Annotated in this window: 20 protein-coding genes; 15 read left to right on the top strand and 5 right to left on the bottom strand. The window is 53.1% G+C overall.

What is annotated here, in order from left to right; genetic code table 11:
• Positions 1-22: 22 nt before the first annotated feature.
• Together ilvD and ilvA are read left to right on the top strand one after the other, a co-directional pair.
• Complete coding sequence (gene ilvD / locus HGD79_RS15490) at positions 23-1,873, top strand: dihydroxy-acid dehydratase (RefSeq protein WP_001127394.1); 1,851 nt, start codon at positions 23-25, stop codon at positions 1,871-1,873.
• A 2-nt stretch (positions 1,874-1,875) separates the two neighbouring features.
• Positions 1,876-3,420, top strand: a complete 1,545-nt coding sequence (ilvA, locus tag HGD79_RS15485) for a threonine ammonia-lyase, biosynthetic (RefSeq protein WP_000785599.1) — start codon at positions 1,876-1,878, stop codon at positions 3,418-3,420.
• A 51-nt stretch (positions 3,421-3,471) separates the two neighbouring features.
• Here ilvA and ilvY read toward each other — a convergent pair whose 3' ends face one another.
• Entirely contained in the window at positions 3,472-4,365 is an 894-nt protein-coding gene (gene ilvY / locus HGD79_RS15480; RefSeq protein WP_000365788.1) for an HTH-type transcriptional activator IlvY, read from the bottom strand.
• A 149-nt stretch (positions 4,366-4,514) separates the two neighbouring features.
• Here ilvY and ilvC point away from each other — a divergent pair, with 149 nt between their 5' ends.
• Positions 4,515-5,990: a ketol-acid reductoisomerase gene (ilvC, locus tag HGD79_RS15475; RefSeq protein ID WP_000024951.1), complete on the top strand. Its 1,476-nt coding sequence runs from the start codon at positions 4,515-4,517 to the stop codon at positions 5,988-5,990.
• A gap of 86 nt (positions 5,991-6,076) precedes the next feature.
• Here the strand turns inward: ilvC and ppiC are convergent, their stop codons facing one another.
• Both ppiC and HGD79_RS15465 read right to left on the bottom strand, forming a co-directional pair.
• Complete coding sequence (ppiC, locus tag HGD79_RS15470) at positions 6,077-6,358, bottom strand: peptidylprolyl isomerase PpiC (RefSeq protein ID WP_001140251.1); 282 nt, start codon at positions 6,356-6,358, stop codon at positions 6,077-6,079.
• A 198-nt stretch (positions 6,359-6,556) separates the two neighbouring features.
• Positions 6,557-7,006, bottom strand: coding sequence for a type II toxin-antitoxin system PemK/MazF family toxin (locus HGD79_RS15465; protein WP_000996696.1), 450 nt, complete (start codon positions 7,004-7,006; stop codon positions 6,557-6,559).
• A 216-nt stretch (positions 7,007-7,222) separates the two neighbouring features.
• Between HGD79_RS15465 and rep the strand changes: the two genes are divergently transcribed.
• On the top strand, positions 7,223-9,244 hold the full coding sequence (gene rep, locus HGD79_RS15460; RefSeq protein WP_001238890.1) for a DNA helicase Rep: 2,022 nt from the start codon (positions 7,223-7,225) through the stop codon (positions 9,242-9,244).
• 46 nt (positions 9,245-9,290) lie between these two features.
• On the opposite strand, the gene gppA is transcribed toward rep, so the two are convergent.
• Both gppA and rhlB read right to left on the bottom strand, forming a co-directional pair.
• On the bottom strand, positions 9,291-10,775 hold the full coding sequence (gppA, locus tag HGD79_RS15455) for a guanosine-5'-triphosphate,3'-diphosphate diphosphatase (protein ID WP_168848434.1): 1,485 nt from the start codon (positions 10,773-10,775) through the stop codon (positions 9,291-9,293).
• 133 nt (positions 10,776-10,908) lie between these two features.
• Complete coding sequence (gene rhlB, locus HGD79_RS15450) at positions 10,909-12,174, bottom strand: ATP-dependent RNA helicase RhlB (RefSeq protein ID WP_000047508.1); 1,266 nt, start codon at positions 12,172-12,174, stop codon at positions 10,909-10,911.
• A gap of 130 nt (positions 12,175-12,304) precedes the next feature.
• Here rhlB and trxA point away from each other — a divergent pair, with 130 nt between their 5' ends.
• The 11 genes from trxA (at position 12,305) to rffA (ending at position 22,820) form a co-directional block, all read left to right on the top strand.
• Entirely contained in the window at positions 12,305-12,634 is a 330-nt protein-coding gene (gene trxA / locus HGD79_RS15445; RefSeq protein WP_001280776.1) for a thioredoxin TrxA, read from the top strand.
• 140 nt (positions 12,635-12,774) lie between these two features.
• Positions 12,775-12,876, top strand: a complete 102-nt coding sequence (gene rhoL / locus HGD79_RS15440) for a rho operon leader peptide RhoL (RefSeq protein ID WP_001295255.1) — start codon at positions 12,775-12,777, stop codon at positions 12,874-12,876.
• A gap of 84 nt (positions 12,877-12,960) precedes the next feature.
• A complete protein-coding gene (gene rho, locus HGD79_RS15435) occupies positions 12,961-14,220 on the top strand; it encodes a transcription termination factor Rho (RefSeq protein WP_001054527.1) in 1,260 nt (419 codons plus the stop codon).
• Positions 14,221-14,459: 239 nt separating this feature from the next.
• A complete protein-coding gene (gene wecA, locus HGD79_RS15430) occupies positions 14,460-15,563 on the top strand; it encodes a UDP-N-acetylglucosamine--undecaprenyl-phosphate N-acetylglucosaminephosphotransferase (RefSeq protein ID WP_001050960.1) in 1,104 nt (367 codons plus the stop codon).
• A gap of 11 nt (positions 15,564-15,574) precedes the next feature.
• Complete coding sequence (gene wzzE / locus HGD79_RS15425) at positions 15,575-16,621, top strand: ECA polysaccharide chain length modulation protein (protein WP_001295256.1); 1,047 nt, start codon at positions 15,575-15,577, stop codon at positions 16,619-16,621.
• Between the two features lie 55 nt (positions 16,622-16,676).
• Positions 16,677-17,807: a UDP-N-acetylglucosamine 2-epimerase (non-hydrolyzing) gene (gene wecB, locus HGD79_RS15420; RefSeq protein WP_000866673.1), complete on the top strand. Its 1,131-nt coding sequence runs from the start codon at positions 16,677-16,679 to the stop codon at positions 17,805-17,807.
• Positions 17,804-19,066: a UDP-N-acetyl-D-mannosamine dehydrogenase gene (gene wecC / locus HGD79_RS15415; RefSeq protein WP_000006625.1), complete on the top strand. Its 1,263-nt coding sequence runs from the start codon at positions 17,804-17,806 to the stop codon at positions 19,064-19,066. The genes wecB and wecC overlap by 4 nt, the downstream gene beginning before the upstream one ends.
• Entirely contained in the window at positions 19,066-20,133 is a 1,068-nt protein-coding gene (gene rffG, locus HGD79_RS15410; RefSeq protein WP_001226588.1) for a dTDP-glucose 4,6-dehydratase, read from the top strand. Before wecC ends, rffG begins: the two co-directional genes overlap by 1 nt.
• 18 nt (positions 20,134-20,151) lie before the next feature.
• Complete coding sequence (gene rfbA, locus HGD79_RS15405; RefSeq protein ID WP_000676056.1) at positions 20,152-21,033, top strand: glucose-1-phosphate thymidylyltransferase RfbA; 882 nt, start codon at positions 20,152-20,154, stop codon at positions 21,031-21,033.
• Complete coding sequence (gene rffC, locus HGD79_RS15400; RefSeq protein ID WP_001145194.1) at positions 21,011-21,685, top strand: dTDP-4-amino-4,6-dideoxy-D-galactose acyltransferase; 675 nt, start codon at positions 21,011-21,013, stop codon at positions 21,683-21,685. Before rfbA ends, rffC begins: the two co-directional genes overlap by 23 nt.
• 4 nt (positions 21,686-21,689) lie before the next feature.
• Positions 21,690-22,820: a dTDP-4-amino-4,6-dideoxygalactose transaminase gene (gene rffA / locus HGD79_RS15395; RefSeq protein WP_000612044.1), complete on the top strand. Its 1,131-nt coding sequence runs from the start codon at positions 21,690-21,692 to the stop codon at positions 22,818-22,820.

Below are 22,820 nucleotides of genomic sequence, written 5' to 3'. Positions count from 1 at the left end.
AGACACTGGGAGTAAATAAAGTATGCCTAAGTACCGTTCCGCCACCACCACTCATGGTCGTAATATGGCGGGTGCTCGTGCGCTGTGGCGCGCCACCGGAATGACCGACGCCGATTTCGGTAAGCCGATTATCGCGGTTGTGAACTCGTTCACCCAATTTGTACCGGGTCACGTCCATCTGCGCGATCTCGGTAAACTGGTCGCCGAACAAATTGAAGCGGCTGGCGGCGTTGCCAAAGAGTTCAACACCATTGCGGTGGATGATGGGATTGCCATGGGCCACGGGGGGATGCTTTATTCACTGCCATCTCGCGAACTGATCGCTGATTCCGTTGAGTATATGGTCAACGCCCACTGCGCCGACGCCATGGTCTGCATCTCTAACTGCGACAAAATCACCCCGGGGATGCTGATGGCTTCCCTGCGCCTGAATATTCCGGTGATCTTTGTTTCCGGCGGCCCGATGGAGGCCGGGAAAACCAAACTGTCCGATCAGATAATCAAACTCGATCTGGTTGATGCGATGATCCAGGGCGCAGACCCGAAAGTTTCTGACTCCCAGAGCGATCAGGTTGAACGTTCCGCCTGCCCAACCTGCGGTTCCTGCTCCGGGATGTTTACCGCTAACTCAATGAACTGCCTGACCGAAGCGCTGGGCCTGTCGCAGCCGGGCAACGGCTCGCTGCTGGCAACCCACGCCGACCGTAAGCAGCTGTTCCTTAATGCTGGTAAACGCATTGTTGAATTGACCAAACGTTATTACGAGCAAAACGACGAAAGTGCACTGCCGCGTAATATCGCCAGTAAGGCGGCGTTTGAAAACGCCATGACGCTGGATATCGCGATGGGTGGATCGACTAACACCGTACTTCACCTGCTGGCGGCGGCGCAGGAAGCGGAAATCGACTTCACCATGAGTGATATCGATAAGCTTTCCCGCAAGGTTCCACAGCTGTGTAAAGTTGCGCCGAGCACCCAGAAATACCATATGGAAGATGTTCACCGTGCTGGTGGTGTTATCGGTATTCTCGGCGAACTGGATCGCGCGGGGTTACTGAACCGTGATGTGAAAAACGTACTTGGCCTGACGTTGCCGCAAACGCTGGAACAATACGACGTTATGCTGACCCAGGATGACGCGGTAAAAAATATGTTCCGCGCAGGTCCTGCAGGCATTCGTACCACACAGGCATTCTCGCAGGATTGCCGTTGGGATTCTCTCGATGACGATCGCGCCAATGGCTGTATCCGCTCGCTGGAACACGCCTACAGCAAAGACGGCGGCCTGGCGGTGCTCTACGGTAATTTCGCAGAAAACGGCTGCATCGTTAAAACCGCGGGCGTCGATGACAGCATCCTCAAATTCACCGGCCCGGCGAAAGTGTACGAAAGCCAGGACGACGCGGTAGAAGCGATCCTCGGTGGCAAAGTTGTCGCGGGCGATGTGGTGGTGATCCGCTATGAAGGCCCGAAAGGCGGCCCTGGCATGCAGGAAATGCTCTACCCAACCAGCTTCCTGAAATCAATGGGTCTCGGTAAAGCCTGTGCGCTGATCACCGACGGTCGTTTCTCTGGCGGCACCTCTGGTCTTTCCATCGGCCACGTCTCACCGGAAGCGGCAAGCGGCGGCAGCATTGGTCTGATTGAAGATGGTGACCTGATCGCTATCGACATCCCGAACCGTGGCATTCAGTTACAGGTAAGCGATGCCGAACTGGCGGCGCGTCGTGAAGCGCAGGAAGCTCGGGGTGACAAAGCCTGGACGCCGAAAAACCGTGAACGTCAGGTTTCCTTTGCCCTGCGCGCCTACGCCAGCCTGGCAACCAGCGCCGACAAAGGTGCGGTGCGCGATAAATCGAAACTGGGGGGTTAATAATGGCTGACTCGCAACCCCTGTCCGGTGCTCCGGAAGGTGCCGAATATTTAAGAGCAGTGCTGCGCGCGCCGGTTTACGAGGCGGCGCAGGTTACGCCGCTACAAAAAATGGAAAAACTGTCGTCGCGTCTTGATAACGTCATTCTGGTGAAGCGCGAAGATCGCCAGCCAGTGCACAGCTTTAAGCTGCGCGGCGCATACGCCATGATGGCGGGCCTGACGGAAGAACAAAAAGCGCACGGCGTGATCACTGCTTCTGCGGGTAACCACGCGCAGGGCGTCGCGTTTTCTTCTGCGCGGTTAGGCGTGAAGGCCCTGATCGTTATGCCAACCGCCACCGCCGACATCAAAGTCGATGCGGTACGTGGATTCGGCGGCGAAGTGCTGCTTCATGGCGCGAACTTTGACGAAGCGAAAGCTAAAGCGATCGAACTGTCACAGCAGCAGGGGTTCACCTGGGTGCCGCCGTTCGACCATCCGATGGTGATTGCCGGGCAAGGCACGCTGGCGCTGGAACTGCTCCAGCAGGACGCCCATCTCGACCGCGTATTTGTGCCAGTCGGCGGCGGCGGTCTGGCGGCGGGCGTTGCGGTGCTGATCAAACAACTGATGCCACAAATCAAAGTGATCGCCGTAGAAGCGGAAGACTCCGCCTGCCTGAAAGCAGCGCTGGATGCGGGTCATCCGGTTGATCTGCCGCGCGTAGGGCTATTTGCTGAAGGCGTAGCGGTAAAACGCATCGGTGACGAAACCTTCCGTTTATGCCAGGAGTATCTCGACGACATCATCACCGTCGATAGTGATGCGATCTGTGCGGCGATGAAGGATTTATTCGAAGATGTGCGCGCGGTGGCGGAACCCTCTGGCGCGCTGGCGCTGGCGGGAATGAAAAAATATATCGCCCAGCACAACATTCGCGGCGAACGGCTGGCGCATATTCTTTCCGGTGCCAACGTGAACTTCCACGGCCTGCGCTACGTCTCGGAACGCTGCGAACTGGGCGAACAGCGTGAAGCGTTGTTGGCGGTGACCATTCCGGAAGAAAAAGGCAGCTTCCTCAAATTCTGCCAACTGCTTGGCGGGCGATCGGTCACCGAGTTCAACTACCGTTTTGCCGATGCCAAAAACGCCTGCATCTTTGTCGGCGTGCGCCTGAGCCGCGGCCTCGAAGAGCGCAAAGAAATTTTGCAGATGCTCAACGACGGCGGCTACAGCGTGGTGGATCTCTCCGACGACGAAATGGCGAAGTTGCATGTGCGCTATATGGTCGGCGGGCGTCCGTCACATCCGTTGCAGGAACGCCTCTACAGCTTCGAATTCCCGGAATCACCGGGCGCGCTGCTGCGCTTCCTCAACACGCTGGGTACGCACTGGAACATTTCTTTGTTCCACTATCGCAGCCATGGCACCGACTACGGGCGCGTACTGGCGGCGTTCGAACTCGGCGACCATGAACCGGATTTCGAAACCCGGCTAAATGAGCTGGGCTACGATTGCCACGACGAAACCAATAATCCGGCGTTCAGGTTCTTTTTGGCGGGTTAGGGAAAAATGCCTGATAGCGCTTCGCTTATCAGGCCTACCCGCGCGACAACGTCATTTGTGGTTCGGCAAAATCCTCCAGAACGCCTCAATCAGCGGCTCATGCAGCCGCTTTTTTTGTGCACACACGCCCAGTTCAAACGGCGTTTTCTCATCGCTGCGATCTAAAATCATTACCCGGTTGCGTACAGGCTCCGGGCTGTTTTCCAGCACCACTTCCGGCAACAGCGCCACACCACAGCCGAGCGCCACCATCGATACCATCGCTTCATGCCCGCCAACCGTGGCGTAAATCATCGGGTTGCTGATTTTATTGCGTCGAAACCACAGTTCAATGCGGCGGCGTACCGGCCCCTGATCGGCCATAATAAACGGCACCGTTGACCAGTCGGGCTTTTCGACAGATACCTGATTACGCACCGGGCAGGGCAGCGCGGGGGCAATCAGCACTACTGCCAGATTCTCCAGCATCGAAAACGCCACAGCGCCGGGTAGCGTCTCCGGTTTCCCGGCAATCGCCAGATCCGCTTCTCCCGTGACCACTTTTTCCATTGCATCTGCCGCATCACCAGTGGTGAGTTTGATCTCCACCGACGGGTGTTCCGCGCGGAAGCGGTCGAGAATCGGCGGTAGATGGCTGTAAGCGGCGGTCACCGAGCAGAAAATATGTAACTCGCCAGAGAGCGACGGCCCTTGCTGATCGATGGTGTGGCGCAGTTGCTGATACTGCAACAATGTTTGCTGGGCGAAAACGCGTAACTCTTCGCCCGCTTCGGTCAGCGTTACCGTGCGGTTATCGCGCACAAATAGCGGCTGACCAAGATCTTCTTCCAGGCGCTGAATCTGCCGTGAGAGCGTGGATGGGCTAACGTGCATCGCCCGCGCGCTGCGGCCAAAATGGCGGCTTTCCGCCAGATGCAGGAAGGTTTTCAGATCGCGTAAATCCAATGGCGCAGCCCTCAATGTTGACGTTGCAGAAATTGCAATGTGACGTTGTGAATATATCAATTTCCGCAATAAATTTCCTGTCATATAGTGAATTCAATCTCGCAAACGCGAACCGAACAATAAGAAGCACAACATCACGAGGAATCACCATGGCTAACTACTTCAATACACTGAACCTGCGCCAGCAGCTGGCACAGCTGGGCAAATGTCGCTTTATGGGGCGCGACGAATTCGCCGACGGCGCGAGCTACCTTCAGGGTAAAAAAGTGGTTATCGTCGGCTGTGGCGCACAGGGGCTGAACCAGGGCCTGAACATGCGTGATTCTGGTCTCGATATCTCCTACGCTCTGCGTAAAGAAGCGATTGCCGAGAAGCGCGCGTCCTGGCGTAAAGCGACCGAAAACGGTTTTAAAGTTGGTACTTACGAAGAACTGATCCCGCAGGCGGATCTGGTGGTTAACCTGACGCCGGACAAGCAGCACTCTGATGTAGTGCGCACCGTACAGCCACTGATGAAAGACGGCGCGGCGCTGGGTTACTCGCACGGTTTCAACATCGTCGAAGTGGGCGAGCAGATCCGTAAAGATATCACCGTAGTCATGGTTGCGCCGAAATGCCCTGGCACCGAAGTGCGTGAAGAGTACAAACGTGGATTCGGCGTACCGACGCTGATTGCCGTTCACCCGGAAAACGATCCGAAAGGCGAAGGTATGGCGATCGCTAAAGCATGGGCGGCAGCAACCGGTGGTCACCGTGCGGGCGTGCTGGAATCGTCCTTCGTTGCGGAAGTGAAATCTGACCTGATGGGTGAGCAAACCATCCTGTGCGGTATGTTGCAGGCTGGCTCGCTGCTGTGCTTCGACAAGCTGGTGGAAGAGGGCACCGATCCGGCATACGCAGAAAAACTAATTCAGTTCGGTTGGGAAACCATCACCGAAGCGCTGAAGCAGGGCGGCATCACCCTGATGATGGACCGTCTCTCTAACCCGGCGAAACTGCGTGCTTACGCGCTGTCTGAACAGCTGAAAGAGATCATGGCACCCCTGTTCCAGAAACATATGGACGACATCATCTCCGGCGAATTCTCCTCCGGTATGATGGCGGACTGGGCCAACGATGATAAGAAACTGCTGACCTGGCGTGAAGAGACCGGCAAAACCGCCTTCGAAACCGCGCCGCAGTATGAAGGCAAAATCGGCGAGCAGGAGTACTTCGATAAAGGCGTACTGATGATCGCGATGGTGAAAGCGGGCGTTGAACTGGCGTTCGAAACCATGGTCGATTCCGGCATCATTGAAGAGTCTGCATATTATGAATCACTGCACGAGCTGCCGCTGATTGCCAACACCATCGCCCGTAAGCGTCTGTACGAAATGAACGTGGTTATCTCTGATACCGCTGAGTACGGTAACTATCTGTTCTCTTACGCTTGTGTGCCGTTGCTGAAACCGTTTATGGCAGAGCTGCAACCGGGCGACTTGGGTAAAGCTATTCCGGAAGGCGCGGTAGATAACGCGCAACTGCGTGATGTGAACGAAGCGATTCGCAGCCATGCGATTGAGCAGGTAGGTAAGAAACTGCGCGGCTATATGACAGATATGAAACGTATTGCTGTTGCGGGTTAAGTGCGCGCTGATGCCCTCACCCCGACCCTCTCCCACAGGGAGAGGGAGAAAACACCCAAGGCCTTCTCCTGGAGAAGGCCTTGCTATTAGTTGCGGTACAGCACCTTAATGATGTGGTAACCGAACTGGGTGTGCAGCGGGCCGGTCGGCTCCAGTACCGGACAAGAGAACACAACTTTATCGAACGCCGGAACCATCTGACCCTGGCGGAATTCACCTAAATCACCGCCGCGTTTGCCTGATGGGCAAATGGAGTGTTTCTTCGCCAGCTTGCCGAAATCGGCACCGTTCTTAATCTGCTCGAGAAGATCCAGAGCCAGTTTCTCTTCTTTTACAAGGATATGCAGTGCTGCTGCTGTTTTTGCCATGATCGTGCCTTGAGTGAATAATTGTCAGGCGGCGATTTTAGCATGATCCGCAGATGCTAACGTAATTGTCAGTCAGGGAGGGGCTGGTACATATATGGCAAAAGCCCGGAAAATCCGGGCTTCGCAGGTCCCTCAAGGGGAGAAAACTTAGGGCCTCTATGGGCTACAAAGTCATTATCGGGGATGGTGATTTTATTGTCAATTTATGAGCGATATGGCATTGATTGACTTGATGACCGCCCTCTGTATGTCTGCAACCAACTCATGTGGCAAACATTGATTAAGATACCCTCTGTAAGTCCTTGCTCTATTTAATCGGTTTCGACTGACTTGTTGTACCAGGTCGGCTTTGGCCCAACGAATCTGCTGATCAAAGAATTGCAGGCCATTGATAACATTACTGGCTATTTCAACATGCATTCCACGATTTAACTTGTCATGATCGCGAGTGGTTGATAATGGAATGACGATACATGCGTTGCCATTAATTTTTCCGTTGAGCACGACAACTAACCTGTTTTTTATCATTTCAGGAGGAATGCGGCCATCGTAATACGTGGTGCTGAACTGTCCATTCTGGCTAACAGGATAGTTACCAAAGTTGCATTCCAGTATTTCACCAACCTTAGGACTGAAATTAATCGCCACGAGTACACCTCTCCTTAGTAAACTCTGAAAAAGTAATAACACAACGTTACGACCCGATATTTTCTAAGTCTAATGGATTCACGATGAACTCCGGTTTCGGTCTTCTCTCTCTGATTTAAACATCCGCAGCCAACCGGTTAGCGGCTTACACGCGGTCACATTCAAATGCGATTCTGCTACAATCCTCCCCCCGTTCGAAGATTGAGCAATACACCTATGCGTCTAAACCCCGGCCAACAACAAGCTGTCGAATTCGTTACCGGCCCCTGCCTGGTGCTGGCGGGCGCGGGTTCCGGTAAAACTCGTGTTATCACCAATAAAATCGCTCATCTGATCCGCGGTTGCGGTTATCAGGCGCGACATATCGCGGCGGTGACCTTTACCAATAAGGCGGCGCGCGAGATGAAAGAGCGTGTCGGGCAGACGCTGGGTCGCAAAGAGGCGCGTGGGCTGATGATCTCCACCTTCCACACGCTGGGGCTGGATATCATCAAGCGTGAGTATGCGGCGCTGGGGATGAAGGCGAACTTTTCGCTGTTTGACGATACCGATCAGCTGGCGTTGCTCAAAGAGTTGACCGAAGGGCTGATTGAAGATGACAAAGTTCTCCTGCAACAGTTGATTTCGACCATCTCTAACTGGAAGAACGATCTCAAAACACCGTCCCAGGCGGCAGCCAGTGCGATTGGCGAGCGGGACCGTATTTTTGCCCATTGTTATGGGCTGTATGATGCACACCTGAAAGCCTGTAACGTTCTCGACTTCGATGATCTGATTTTATTGCCGACGTTGCTGCTGCAACGCAATGAAGAAGTCCGCGAGCGCTGGCAGAACAAAATTCGCTATCTGCTGGTGGATGAGTATCAGGACACCAACACCAGCCAGTATGAGCTGGTGAAACTGCTGGTGGGCAGCCGCGCGCGCTTTACCGTGGTGGGCGATGACGACCAGTCGATCTACTCCTGGCGCGGCGCACGTCCACAAAACCTGGTGCTGCTGAGTCAGGATTTTCCGGCGCTGAAGGTGATTAAGCTTGAGCAGAACTACCGCTCTTCCGGACGTATTTTGAAAGCGGCGAACATCCTGATCGCCAATAATCCGCACGTCTTTGAAAAGCGTCTGTTCTCCGAACTGGGTTACGGCACAGAGCTAAAAGTTTTAAGCGCGAATAACGAGGAACATGAAGCCGAGCGCGTTACTGGCGAGCTGATCGCCCATCACTTCGTCAATAAAACGCAGTACAAAGATTACGCCATTCTTTATCGCGGTAACCATCAGTCGCGGGTGTTTGAAAAATTCCTGATGCAAAACCGCATCCCGTACAAAATTTCTGGTGGTACGTCGTTTTTCTCTCGTCCTGAAATCAAGGACTTGCTGGCTTATCTGCGCGTGCTGACTAACCCGGACGATGACAGCGCATTTCTGCGTATCGTTAACACGCCGAAGCGAGAGATTGGCCCGGCGACGCTGAAAAAGCTGGGTGAGTGGGCGATGACGCGCAATAAAAGCATGTTTACCGCCAGCTTTGATATGGGCCTGAGTCAGACGCTTAGCGGACGTGGTTATGAAGCATTGACCCGCTTCACTCACTGGTTGGCAGAAATCCAGCGCCTGGCGGAGCGGGAGCCGATTGCTGCGGTGCGTGATCTGATCCATGGCATGGATTATGAATCCTGGCTGTACGAAACATCGCCCAGCCCGAAAGCCGCCGAAATGCGCATGAAGAACGTCAACCAACTGTTTAGCTGGATGACGGAGATGCTGGAAGGCAGTGAACTGGATGAGCCGATGACGCTCACCCAGGTGGTGACGCGCTTTACTTTGCGCGACATGATGGAGCGTGGTGAGAGTGAAGAAGAGCTGGATCAGGTGCAACTGATGACTCTGCACGCGTCAAAAGGGCTGGAGTTTCCTTATGTCTACATGGTCGGTATGGAAGAAGGGTTTTTGCCGCACCAGAGCAGCATCGATGAAGATAATATCGATGAGGAGCGGCGGCTGGCCTATGTCGGCATTACCCGCGCCCAGAAGGAATTGACCTTTACGCTGTGTAAAGAACGCCGTCAGTACGGCGAGCTGGTGCGCCCGGAGCCGAGCCGCTTTTTGCTGGAGCTGCCGCAGGATGATCTGATTTGGGAACAGGAGCGCAAAGTGGTCAGCGCCGAAGAACGGATGCAGAAAGGGCAAAGCCATCTGGCGAATCTGAAAGCGATGATGGCGGCAAAACGAGGGAAATAATCAAGGCCGGAAAAGATGCGTCAGCATCGCATCCGGCACTTACTCATTAATGCACTTCCAGCGGCCAGTGGACATAGCTCTGCCACTGGCTTTCCTGAGCAATAATCTCTTTACCCAGCGGATTTTGGGTTAGCCAACCTTGCGGAAGCGTCAAGGTCAACAGTTCATGGTTAGCCTGTAATGTCATCTCTGGCACTAAATCGTCACGACGACGGCTGGCAAAAATGATGGCCAGGCGGAGTAAACGGCAGAGTTGTTCTGCGACGCGCGGTGGTACGGCATTTTGCTGATGCAGCGATGAGAGATCGACCGGGTTAGTCTGGTTGAGCAGTAGCGTCGCCAGCAGTTTTTTCTGTGCAGGGGTAAAACCGGGAAGATCCAGGTTACGCACCAGATAAGCAGCGTGTTGCGGCGCTTGTTTGAAGTCAACGCTCAGGCCGATTTCATGAAGCTGACAAGCGCTGATGAGCAAATCGCGGCTTATTGCTTCAAGATACCATTCGTTTTCCACCTGATCGAAGAAGTTAGCTGCAACTTTGGCTACGCGCTGCGCCTGATCAATATCGATCATAAAGCGGCGCTGAATATTACGCAGCGTACGGCTGCGAATATCCTGCTCGACGGCCAGATGCAACATGCCGTAGACCAGGCCTTCACGCAGCGCACCGCCCGCCAGGGTCATACACTGAATATTCAGTTCGGTAAAAATGGCGATCAGGATCGCCAGACCACTCGGGAACACTAACGCACGTTCCAGCGTCAGCCCGTCAATCTCCAGTTCCTCCAGCCGACCGCAATGAATGGCTCGCTGTTTCAATTGCTGCAACTTTTCCAGGGTAATGCGTTCATCCATCCCCTGTGCCATCATGATTTCCTGTAACGCCTGCACGGTGCCGGAAGCACCAACGCACACTTTCCAGCCGTGATACCGTAATTCATCGGCAACCGGACGTAACACTTCGCGTGCCGCTTTTTCTGCAGCATCAAAATTTTCCTGCCCCAGATTACGATCGGCAAAATAGCGTTCCAGCCAGGTGACGCAGCCCATCGACAGGCTGAACAACGAGGTGGTTTGTGCACCCGTGCCGGTTACCAGTTCAGTACTGGCACCGCCTATATCCACCACCAGGCGCTGATCGGCACCGCCAGTTGTGTGAGCAACGCCCTGATAAATCAGACGTGCTTCCTCTTCACCGCTGATTACCTGTACCGGACAACCGAGGATTTCCTGCGCTTTGGCAATAAAATCACCCGCATTGACGGCAAGACGTAATGTCGCCGTAGCGACAACGCGAATTTGCGAGGGAGGGATATCTTGCAGACGTTCAGCAAACAGGCGCAGACATTGCCAACCGCGCTCCATTGCTTCATTAGACAGGGCATTTTCGCTATTCAGGCCAGCAGCCAGACGCACTTTGCGTTTTATTCGCGTCAGCGTCTGGATGCTTCCAGCCACCTCGCGCACAACCAGCATATGAAAACTATTCGAACCGAGATCAATGGCTGCATACAGCGACGAGGTGGAACCCATACTCTTCATCCTTCAATCTGTCTCTGTGTTGGCTGCATTCTTTCACCTGAATCACTTACTACAGTATGCTCATCGGGATTCATTCTCTTGCCATCTTGATACAGTTTGAATGATTTTGAGTATGACATTTTATTTAACCTGAACGACGACGATTACGCGGAGCGCCAGTACGACGCGGACCATTGCCTGTACGTGGGCGCGTGAGGCGCAGCGGTTTTGGCAGATCGGTCATCAATGCGTCCGGATTGTATTTGCTTACCGGAATTGAGTGACCAATATAGGTTTCAATAGCAGGTAAATTCAATGCATACTCTTCACACGCCAGGCTGATAGAGTGACCGCTTGCGCCTGCGCGACCTGTACGACCAATACGGTGAACGTAATCTTCACAGTCATCGGGTAAATCGTAGTTAAAGACGTGCGTCACTGCCGGAATATGCAAACCACGCGCGGCAACGTCGGTGGCAACCAGAATATCCAGATCGCCACGGGTAAATTCATCAAGAATACGCAGACGTTTTTTCTGCGCGACATCGCCTGTCAACAAACCAACACGATGACCATCTGCCGCCAGGTGGCCCCAGATCTCTTCACAACGGTGTTTGGTATTGGCGAAAATAATCGCTCTGTCTGGCCACTCTTCTTCGATCAGCGTTTGCAGCAAACGCATTTTTTCTTCGTTAGAAGGGTAGAAAAGCTCTTCTTTAATACGGTGGCCCGTTTTCTGTTCCGGTTCCACTTCAATATATTCGGCATTGTTCATCTGCTCGAACGCCAGTTCACGTACCCGGTACGAAAGCGTGGCGGAGAACAGCATGTTGAGGCGCTGGTTTGCAGGCGGCATACGGCGGAACAGCCAGCGGATATCTTTAATAAAGCCCAGATCGTACATGCGATCGGCTTCGTCCAGTACCACTACCTGAATGGCACCGAGGTTAATGTGGTTCTGCTTGGCGTAGTCAATTAAACGACCCGTGGTGCCAATCAGAATGTCAACGCCGCTTTCCAGCACTTTCAGCTGTTTGTCGTAGCCATCACCACCGTAAGCCAGACCCAGCTTCAGGCCGGTAGCTTGCGCAAGTGGCTCCGCGTCGGCGTGGATCTGCACGGCAAGTTCACGCGTCGGTGCCATAATTAAGGCACGCGGCTGATTCACCTTGCGATCGGCAATCGCAGGATGAGAGAGAAGATAATGAAACGTTGACGTAAGAAACGCCATCGTTTTCCCGGTACCGGTTTGCGCCTGCCCGGCTACGTCACGACCCGCCAGCGTCAGCGGAAGGGCCAGTGCCTGAATGGGCGTACAGTTATGAAACCCTTTTTTTTCAAGGGCTTCTACAACCTTCGGATGCAGGGCGAAGTCGGAAAACTTCTGTTCTGTTAAATGTGTTTTGCTCATAGTGTGGTAGAATATCAGCTTACTATTGCTTTACGAAAGCGTATCCGGTGAAATAAAGTCAACCTTTAGTTGGTTAATGTTACACCAACAACGAAACCAACACGCCAGGCTTATTCCTGTGGAGTTATATATGAGCGATAAAATTATTCACCTGACTGACGACAGTTTTGACACGGATGTACTCAAAGCGGACGGGGCGATCCTCGTCGATTTCTGGGCAGAGTGGTGCGGTCCGTGCAAAATGATCGCCCCGATTCTGGATGAAATCGCTGACGAATATCAGGGCAAACTGACCGTTGCAAAACTGAACATCGATCAAAACCCTGGCACTGCGCCGAAATATGGCATCCGTGGTATCCCGACTCTGCTGCTGTTCAAAAACGGTGAAGTGGCGGCAACCAAAGTGGGCGCACTGTCTAAAGGTCAGTTGAAAGAGTTCCTCGACGCTAACCTGGCGTAAGGGAATTTCATGTTCGGGTGCCCCGTCGCTAAAAACTGGACGCCCGGCGTGAGTCATGCTAACTTAGTGTTGACTTCGTATTAAACATACCTTATTAAGTTTGAATCTTGTAATTTCCAACGCTTCCCATTTTATCTTAAATGCGAAGTGAACAGATTTCTGGCTCGTCACTCAATCCGTCTTGTCGTTTCAGTTCTGCGTACTCTCCTGTGACCAGGCAGCGAAAAGACATGAGTCGATGACCGTAAACAGGCATGGATGATCCTGCCATACCATTCACAACATTAAGTTCGAGATTTACCCCAAGTTTAAGAACTCACACCACTATGAATCTTACCGAATTAAAGAATACGCCGGTTTCTGAGCTGATCACTCTCGGCGAAAATATGGGGCTGGAAAACCTGGCTCGTATGCGTAAGCAGGACATTATTTTTGCCATCCTGAAGCAGCACGCAAAGAGTGGCGAAGATATCTTTGGTGATGGCGTACTGGAGATATTGCAGGATGGATTTGGTTTCCTCCGTTCCGCAGACAGCTCCTACCTCGCCGGTCCTGATGACATCTACGTTTCCCCTAGCCAAATCCGCCGTTTCAACCTCCGCACTGGTGATACCATCTCTGGTAAGATTCGCCCGCCGAAAGAAGGTGAACGCTATTTTGCGCTGCTGAAAGTTAACGAAGTTAACTTCGACAAACCTGAAAACGCCCGCAACAAAATCCTCTTTGAGAACTTAACCCCGCTGCACGCAAACTCTCGTCTGCGTATGGAACGTGGTAACGGTTCTACTGAAGATTTAACTGCTCGCGTACTGGATCTGGCATCACCTATCGGTCGTGGTCAGCGTGGTCTGATTGTGGCACCGCCGAAAGCCGGTAAAACTATGCTGCTGCAGAACATTGCTCAGAGCATTGCTTACAACCACCCGGATTGTGTGCTGATGGTTCTGCTGATCGACGAACGTCCGGAAGAAGTAACCGAGATGCAGCGTCTGGTAAAAGGTGAAGTTGTTGCTTCTACCTTTGACGAACCCGCATCTCGCCACGTTCAGGTTGCGGAAATGGTGATCGAGAAGGCGAAACGCCTGGTTGAGCACAAGAAAGACGTTATCATTCTGCTCGACTCCATCACTCGTCTGGCGCGCGCTTACAACACTGTTGTTCCGGCGTCAGGTAAAGTGTTGACCGGTGGTGTGGACGCCAATGCCCTTCATCGTCCGAAACGCTTCTTCGGTGCGGCGCGTAACGTGGAAGAGGGCGGCAGCCTGACCATTATCGCGACGGCGCTTATCGATACCGGTTCTAAAATGGACGAAGTTATTTACGAAGAGTTTAAAGGTACAGGCAACATGGAACTGCACCTCTCTCGTAAGATCGCTGAAAAACGCGTCTTCCCGGCTATCGACTACAACCGTTCCGGTACCCGTAAAGAAGAGCTGCTCACGACTCAGGAAGAACTGCAGAAAATGTGGATCCTGCGCAAAATCATTCACCCGATGGGCGAAATCGATGCAATGGAATTCCTCATTAATAAACTGGCCATGACTAAGACCAATGACGATTTCTTCGAAATGATGAAACGCTCATAAATTTGTCTTATGCCAAAAACGCCACGTGTTTACGTGGCGTTTTGCTTTTATATCTGTAATCTTAATGCCGCGCTGGCGATGTTAGGAAAATTCCTGGAATTTGCTGGCATGTTATGCAATTTGCATATCAAATGGTTAATTTTTGCACAGGACTGGTGGGTTCGGAACGGACTTTCCCTTCTGAATAAAGGTCTTCGTGGTTATACTTCTGCTAATAATTTTCTCTGAGAGCATGCATTGTGAATTTACTGACAGTGAGTACTGATCTCATCAGTATTTTTTTATTCACGACACTGTTTCTGTTTTTTGCCCGTAAAGTGGCAAAAAAAGTCGGTTTAGTGGATAAACCAAACTTCCGCAAACGTCACCAGGGATTGATACCTCTCGTTGGGGGGATTTCGGTTTACGCAGGGATTTGCTTCACGTTCGGAATTGTCGATTACTATATTCCGCATGCATCTCTCTATCTCGCTTGTGCCGGTGTGCTTGTTTTCATTGGCGCGCTGGATGACCGTTTTGATATCAGCGTAAAAATCCGTGCCACCATACAGGCCGCTGTTGGCATTGTTATGATGGTGTTCGGCAAACTTTATCTCAGTAGCCTGGGTTATATCTTTGGCTCCTGGGAGATGGTGCTCGGACCGTTTGGTTACTTCCTGACGCTATTTGCCGTCTGGGCGGCCATTAATGCGTTCAACATGGTTGATGGCATTGATGGCTTGCTGGGCGGGTTGTCCTGCGTCTCGTTTGCAGCAATCGGTATGATTTTGTGGTTCGACGGGCAAACCAGCCTCGCAATCTGGTGCTTTGCGATGATCGCCGCCATCCTGCCATACATCATGCTTAACCTTGGTATCCTGGGTCGCCGCTACAAAGTCTTTATGGGTGATGCGGGCAGTACGCTGATTGGTTTTACCGTTATCTGGATCCTGCTCGAAACGACCCAGGGCAAAACCCATCCCATCAGCCCGGTTACCGCTTTGTGGATAATCGCCATTCCGCTAATGGATATGGTGGCGATTATGTACCGTCGCCTGCGTAAAGGCATGAGCCCATTCTCTCCTGACCGTCAGCATATTCACCATTTGATCATGCGTGCCGGGTTTACTTCCCGTCAGGCGTTTGTGCTGATTACCCTTGCCGCAGCACTGCTCGCTTCCATTGGCGTGCTGGCAGAATATTCTCATTTTGTCCCGGAGTGGGTCATGCTGGTGCTCTTTTTGCTAGCATTCTTCCTCTATGGATATTGCATTAAGCGTGCCTGGAAAGTTGCTCGCTTTATTAAGCGCGTAAAACGCAGACTGCGTAGAAATCGTGGTGGCAGCCCCAATTTAACCAAATAAATGAGGATGTGATGACACAACCAATGCCTGGGAAACCGGCCGAAGACGCTGAAAATGAACTGGATATTCGTGGGTTGTTTCGTACCTTGTGGGCTGGGAAGCTATGGATTATTGGCATGGGGCTGGCGTTTGCGTTAATCGCGCTGGCGTATACTTTTTTTGCTCGTCAGGAGTGGAGCTCGACGGCGATTACCGATCGTCCAACGGTGAATATGCTGGGGGGATATTACTCGCAGCAGCAATTTTTGCGTAACCTGGATGTCCGTTCAAACATGGCTTCTGCCGATCAACCATCGGTCATGGACGAAGCCTATAAAGAGTTTGTTATGCAACTGGCCTCGTGGGATACCCGCAGAGAGTTCTGGCTGCAAACCGACTATTACAAACAGCGGATGGTGGGCAACAGCAAAGCCGATGCGGCGTTGCTGGATGAAATGATTAACAACATCCAGTTTATCCCCGGAGACTTTACCCGCGCGGTCAATGACAGCGTGAAGCTTATTGCCGAAACCGCGCCTGACGCTAATAACCTGTTACGTCAGTATGTTGCTTTTGCCAGCCAGCGTGCAGCCAGCCATCTGAATGATGAGCTGAAAGGCGCATGGGCGGCACGCACCATCCAGATGAAAGCTCAGGTGAAGCGTCAGGAAGAGGTGGCGAAAGCCATCTACGACCGCCGGATGAACAGCATTGAGCAGGCGCTGAAAATTGCTGAGCAGCATAATATTTCGCGCAGTGCGACAGATGTGCCTGCCGAGGAATTACCTGATTCAGAAATGTTCCTGCTTGGGCGTCCAATGCTCCAGGCTCGACTGGAAAATTTACAGGCCGTCGGTCCGGCCTTTGATCTCGACTATGATCAGAATCGGGCCATGTTAAACACCCTGAATGTTGGTCCAACCCTGGATCCGCGTTTTCAGACCTATCGCTATTTGCGTACGCCGGAAGAACCGGTAAAACGCGATAGCCCACGTCGTGCCTTCCTGATGATTATGTGGGGCATTGTCGGGGGGCTGATCGGGGCTGGTGTCGCATTAACCCGCCGTTGCTCGAAATAGCAACACTGCTGCTGCGAGCGCAAAGGCGCTCGCCGCTTATTCGAAGAGAATCGATGTGAAAGTACTGACTGTATTTGGTACGCGCCCGGAAGCCATCAAGATGGCTCCGTTGGTGCATGCGTTGGCAAAAGATCCTTTTTTTGAGGCTAAAGTTTGCGTCACTGCGCAGCATCGGGAGATGCTCGATCAGGTGCTGAAACTCTTTTCCATTGTACCTGACTACGATCTCAACATAATGCAGCCAGGACAGGGCCTGACAGAGATAACCTGTCGGATTCTGGAAGGGCTAAAACCTATTCTTGCCGAGTTCAAACCAGACGTCGTGCTGGTTCACGGCGACACAACAACGACGCTGGCAACCAGCCTGGCGGCGTTTTATCAGCGTATTCCTGTTGGTCACGTTGAGGCTGGTTTACGCACGGGCGATCTCTATTCGCCGTGGCCGGAAGAGGCTAACCGTACATTGACCGGGCATCTGGCGATGTATCACTTCTCTCCAACCGAAACTTCCCGGCAAAACTTGCTGCGTGAAAACGTTGCGGATAGCCGAATCTTCATTACTGGTAATACAGTCATTGATGCACTGTTATGGGTGCGTGATCAGGTGATGAGCAGCGACACGCTGCGTTCAGAACTGGCGGCAAATTACCCGTTTATCGACCCCGATAAAAAGATGATTCTGGTGACCGGTCACAGGCGTGAAAGTTTCGGTCGTGGCTTTGAAGAAATCTGCCACGCGCTGGCAGACATCGCCACCACGCACCAGGACATCCAGATTGTCTATCCGGTGCATCTCAACCCGAACGTCAGAGAGCCGGTCAATCGCATTCTGGGGCATGTGAAAAATGTCATTCTGATCAATCCCCAGGAGTATTTACCGTTTGTCTGGCTGATGAACCACGCCTGGCTGATTTTGACCGACTCAGGCGGCATTCAGGAAGAAGCGCCTTCGCTGGGGAAACCGGTGCTGGTGATGCGCGATACCACTGAGCGTCCGGAAGCGGTGACGGCGGGTACGGTGCGTCTGGTAGGCACGGATAAGCAGCGAATTGTCGAGGAAGTGACGCGTCTTTTAAAAGACGAAAACGAATATCAAACTATGAGCCGCGCCCATAACCCGTATGGTGATGGTCAGGCATGCTCTCGCATTCTGGAAGCGTTAAAAAATAATCGGATATCACTATGAGTTTTGCGACCATTTCTGTTATCGGACTGGGTTACATCGGGCTGCCTACAGCAGCAGCGTTTGCCTCACGGCAAAAACAGGTGATTGGTGTCGATATCAACCAACACGCGGTTGATACCATCAATCGTGGCGAAATCCATATCGTCGAGCCTGATTTGGCGAGCGTAGTAAAAACTGCCGTAGAAGGCGGTTTTTTACGAGCGAGCACGACGCCAGTTGAAGCGGATGCCTGGCTGATTGCTGTACCCACGCCGTTTAAAGGCGATCATGAGCCAGATATGACCTACGTTGAATCGGCTGCTCGCTCCATTGCGCCAGTGCTGAAAAAAGGCGCGCTGGTGATCCTTGAATCCACCTCGCCGGTGGGGTCAACCGAGAAGATGGCAGAATGGTTAGCAGAGATGCGTCCGGATCTCACTTTCCCACAGCAGGTGGGCGAGCAGGCGGACGTCAACATTGCTTACTGCCCGGAACGCGTGTTACCGGGCCAGGTTATGGTCGAGCTGATTAAAAACGATCGCGTGATTGGTGGTATGACGCCGGTTTGTTCGACCCGCGCCAGCGAACTGTACAAAATTTTCCTCGAAGGTGAGTGTGTCGTCACTAACTCGCGGACGGCGGAAATGTGTAAGCTCACCGAAAACAGCTTCCGCGATGTGAATATCGCTTTTGCTAATGAATTGTCGCTGATTTGTGCCGATCAGGGGATTAACGTCTGGGAACTGATTCGCCTGGCGAATCGTCACCCTCGCGTTAATATTCTTCAGCCTGGCCCTGGCGTGGGCGGTCACTGCATTGCTGTTGATCCGTGGTTTATCGTGGCACAGAACCCCCAGCAGGCGCGGCTTATCCGTACCGCGCGCGAAGTTAACGATCACAAACCGTTCTGGGTTATCGATCAGGTGAAAGCGGCGGTTGCCGACTGCCTTGCTGCTACCGATAAACGCGCCAGTGAACTGAAAATCGCCTGCTTTGGTCTGGCGTTTAAACCGAATATTGATGACCTGCGCGAAAGCCCGGCGATGGAAATCGCTGAACTGATCGCCCAGTGGCACAGCGGCGAAACGCTGGTTGTTGAGCCTAACATCCACCAGTTGCCGAAAAAACTGACCGGGCTTTGTACTCTGGCGCAGCTTGACGAGGCGCTGGCAACGGCAGACGTGCTGGTGATGCTGGTCGATCATAGTCAGTTCAAAGTTATCAATGGCGACAATGTCCATCAGCAGTATGTCGTCGATGCCAAAGGAGTCTGGCGCTGATGAGAAAAATTCTGATAACAGGTGGTGCCGGGTTTATTGGCTCGGCGCTGGTGCGTTATATCATCAACGAAACGAGCGATGCGGTGGTAGTGGTCGATAAGCTGACCTACGCCGGAAACCTGATGTCGCTGGCACCGGTCGCGCAAAGCGAGCACTTTGCCTTTGAGAAAGTTGATATCTGCGATCGGGCAGAACTGGCACGCGTATTCACTGAGCATCAGCCAGACTGTGTCATGCATCTGGCAGCCGAAAGCCATGTTGACCGTTCTATTGACGGCCCGGCAGCGTTTATTGAAACCAACATTGTCGGGACTTATACATTGCTTGAAGCGGCGCGGGCTTACTGGAATACGCTGACGGAAGATAAAAAATCAGCGTTCCGTTTTCATCATATCTCCACCGACGAAGTATATGGTGACCTGCACTCGACGGATGATTTCTTCACCGAAACCACGCCGTATGCGCCGAGCAGCCCTTATTCCGCGTCAAAAGCCAGCAGCGACCATCTGGTGCGCGCCTGGCTGCGGACCTACGGTCTGCCGACGCTGATCACCAACTGCTCGAATAACTACGGTCCTTACCACTTTCCGGAAAAACTGATCCCGCTGATGATCCTCAACGCGCTGGCGGGTAAACCGCTGCCGGTATATGGCAACGGGCAGCAAATCCGTGACTGGCTGTATGTGGAAGATCACGCCCGCGCGCTGTATTGCGTGGCGACCACCGGGAAAGTCGGTGAAACCTATAATATTGGTGGTCACAACGAGCGTAAGAATCTCGATGTTGTGGAAACCATTTGCGAGCTGCTGGAAGAACTGGCTCCGAACAAGCCGCACGGCGTGGTGCACTATCGTGACTTGATCACCTTTGTCGCTGACCGTCCGGGGCATGATCTGCGTTATGCCATTGATGCTTCGAAAATTGCCCGTGAACTTGGTTGGCTGCCACAGGAAACCTTTGAAAGTGGAATGCGTAAAACGGTGCAGTGGTATCTGGCTAATGAAAGCTGGTGGAAGCAGGTGCAGGACGGCAGCTATCAGGGCGAGCGTTTAGGTCTGAAAGGCTAATTTTCAGCGGAGGCAAACATGAAAGGTATTATCCTGGCGGGCGGTTCCGGCACCCGATTGCATCCGATTACGCGCGGCGTATCGAAGCAACTGTTGCCGATTTACGATAAGCCAATGATTTACTATCCGCTGTCGGTGCTGATGTTGGCCGGTATCCGCGAAATTCTCATCATCACTACGCCGGAAGATAAAGGTTATTTCCAGCGCCTGCTGGGCGATGGTAGTGAGTTCGGTATCCAGCTGGAATACGCCGAACAGCCCAGCCCGGACGGTCTGGCGCAGGCCTTTATCATCGGTGAAACCTTCCTCAACGGTGAACCTTCTTGTCTGGTGCTGGGCGATAACATCTTCTTCGGTCAGGGCTTCAGTCCGAAGCTGCGTCATGTTGCGGCGCGCACGGAAGGGGCGACGGTATTTGGCTATCAGGTGATGGACCCGGAACGCTTTGGCGTGGTGGAGTTTGACGACAATTTCCGCGCTATCTCGCTGGAAGAAAAGCCAAAACAGCCGAAGTCAAACTGGGCGGTGACCGGGCTTTATTTCTACGACAGTAAAGTCGTGGAGTACGCAAAGCAGGTGAAGCCGTCGGAGCGTGGTGAACTGGAGATTACCTCCATCAACCAGATGTACCTCGAGGCGGGCAACCTGACCGTTGAACTGCTCGGGCGCGGATTTGCCTGGCTGGATACCGGCACTCACGACAGCCTGATTGAAGCCAGTACCTTTGTGCAGACAGTAGAAAAACGCCAGGGCTTTAAGATTGCCTGCCTGGAAGAGATCGCCTGGCGTAACGGCTGGCTCGATGACGAGGGTGTGAAGCGTGCTGCCAGTTCATTAGCGAAAACTGGCTACGGCCAATATCTGCTGGAGTTACTTCGTGCCCGTCCGCGCCAGTATTGAGCCACTAACCTGGGAAAACGCCTTCTTTGGTGTTAACAGCGCCATCGTGCGCATTACGTCTGAAGCACCGCTCCTGACGCCAGACGTGTTAGCGCCGTGGTCACGGGTGCAGGCCAAAATTGCGGCATCAAATACGGGTGAACTGGATGCCCTGCAACAGCTGGGATTCTCCCTGGTAGAAGGTGAAGTTGATTTGGCACTACCCGTGAACAATGTCAGTGATAGTGGTGCTGTAGTGGCACAAGAGACCGATATTCCCGCATTACGTCAGTTAGCCAGCGCCGCATTTGCGCAAAGCCGTTTTCGTGCGCCGTGGTATGCGCCTGACGCCAGCGGACGCTTTTATGCACAGTGGATTGAAAATGCCGTGCGCGGCACCTTTGATCATCAATGTCTGATTTTACGTGCGGCGTCCGGCGGTATTCGCGGTTATGTCTCTTTACGGGAACTCAATGCGACAGATGCGCGAATTGGCCTGCTGGCTGGACGCGGTGCAGGTGCTGAGCTGATGCAAACGGCGCTAAACTGGGCGTATGCTCGCGGTAAAACAACTTTGCGGGTGGCGACCCAAATGGGCAACACCGCCGCGCTTAAACGATACATACAAAGTGGTGCGAATGTAGAAAGCACCGCGTACTGGTTATACAGGTGATCACATGATTCCATTTAACGCACCGCCGGTGGTGGGAACCGAACTCGACTATATGCAGTCGGCAATGGGTAGCGGCAAACTGTGTGGCGATGGCGGTTTTACCCGTCGCTGCCAGCAGTGGCTGGAGCAACGTTTTGGCAGCGCCAAAGTGTTACTGACGCCGTCCTGCACCGCTTCGCTGGAGATGGCGGCGCTGCTGCTCGATATCCAGCCTGGCGATGAAGTGATCATGCCGAGCTACACCTTTGTCTCCACCGCCAATGCCTTTGTGCTGCGTGGCGCAAAAATCGTTTTTGTGGATGTTCGCCCGGACACCATGAACATCGACGAAACGCTGATTGAAGCGGCGATCACCGACAAAACGCGCGTTATCGTGCCGGTCCATTACGCGGGTGTGGCCTGCGAAATGGACACCATTATGGCGTTGGCGAAAAAGCATAATCTGTTTGTGGTAGAAGATGCCGCTCAGGGCGTGATGTCCACTTACAAAGGGCGTGCACTGGGAACCATTGGTCATATTGGCTGCTTTAGCTTCCATGAAACCAAAAACTATACGGCGGGTGGTGAAGGCGGCGCGACGCTGATTAACGATAAAGCGTTAATCGAACGAGCCGAGATCATCCGTGAAAAGGGCACTAACCGCAGCCAGTTCTTCCGTGGTCAGGTCGATAAATATACCTGGCGCGATATTGGCTCCAGCTATTTGATGTCCGATCTGCAAGCTGCGTACCTGTGGGCGCAACTGGAAGCAGCGGATCGTATCAACCAGCAACGTCTGGCGCTGTGGCAAAACTACTACGATGCGTTAGCGCCTCTGGCGAAAGCCGGGCGTATCGAGCTGCCGTCGATTCCCGATGGCTGCGTGCAGAACGCGCATATGTTCTACATTAAACTGCGGGATATTGATGACCGGAGCGCGTTGATTAACTTTCTGAAAGAAGCGGAAATCATGGCGGTGTTCCATTACATTCCGCTGCACGGTTGCCCTGCGGGGGAACGCTTTGGTGAGTTCCACGGTGAAGATCGCTACACCACCAAAGAGAGCGAGCGCCTGCTGCGCCTGCCGCTGTTCTACAACCTGTCGCCCGTCAATCAGCGTACGGTAATTGCGACTTTGTTGAACTACTTCTCCTGA

Source organism: Escherichia sp. SCLE84, assembly GCF_012584495.1.
Taxonomy (GTDB): Bacteria; Pseudomonadota; Gammaproteobacteria; order Enterobacterales; family Enterobacteriaceae; genus ECMA0423.
Note: the sequence above shows the minus strand (reverse complement) of the source record. Positions and strands in the feature narration are given on the sequence as shown.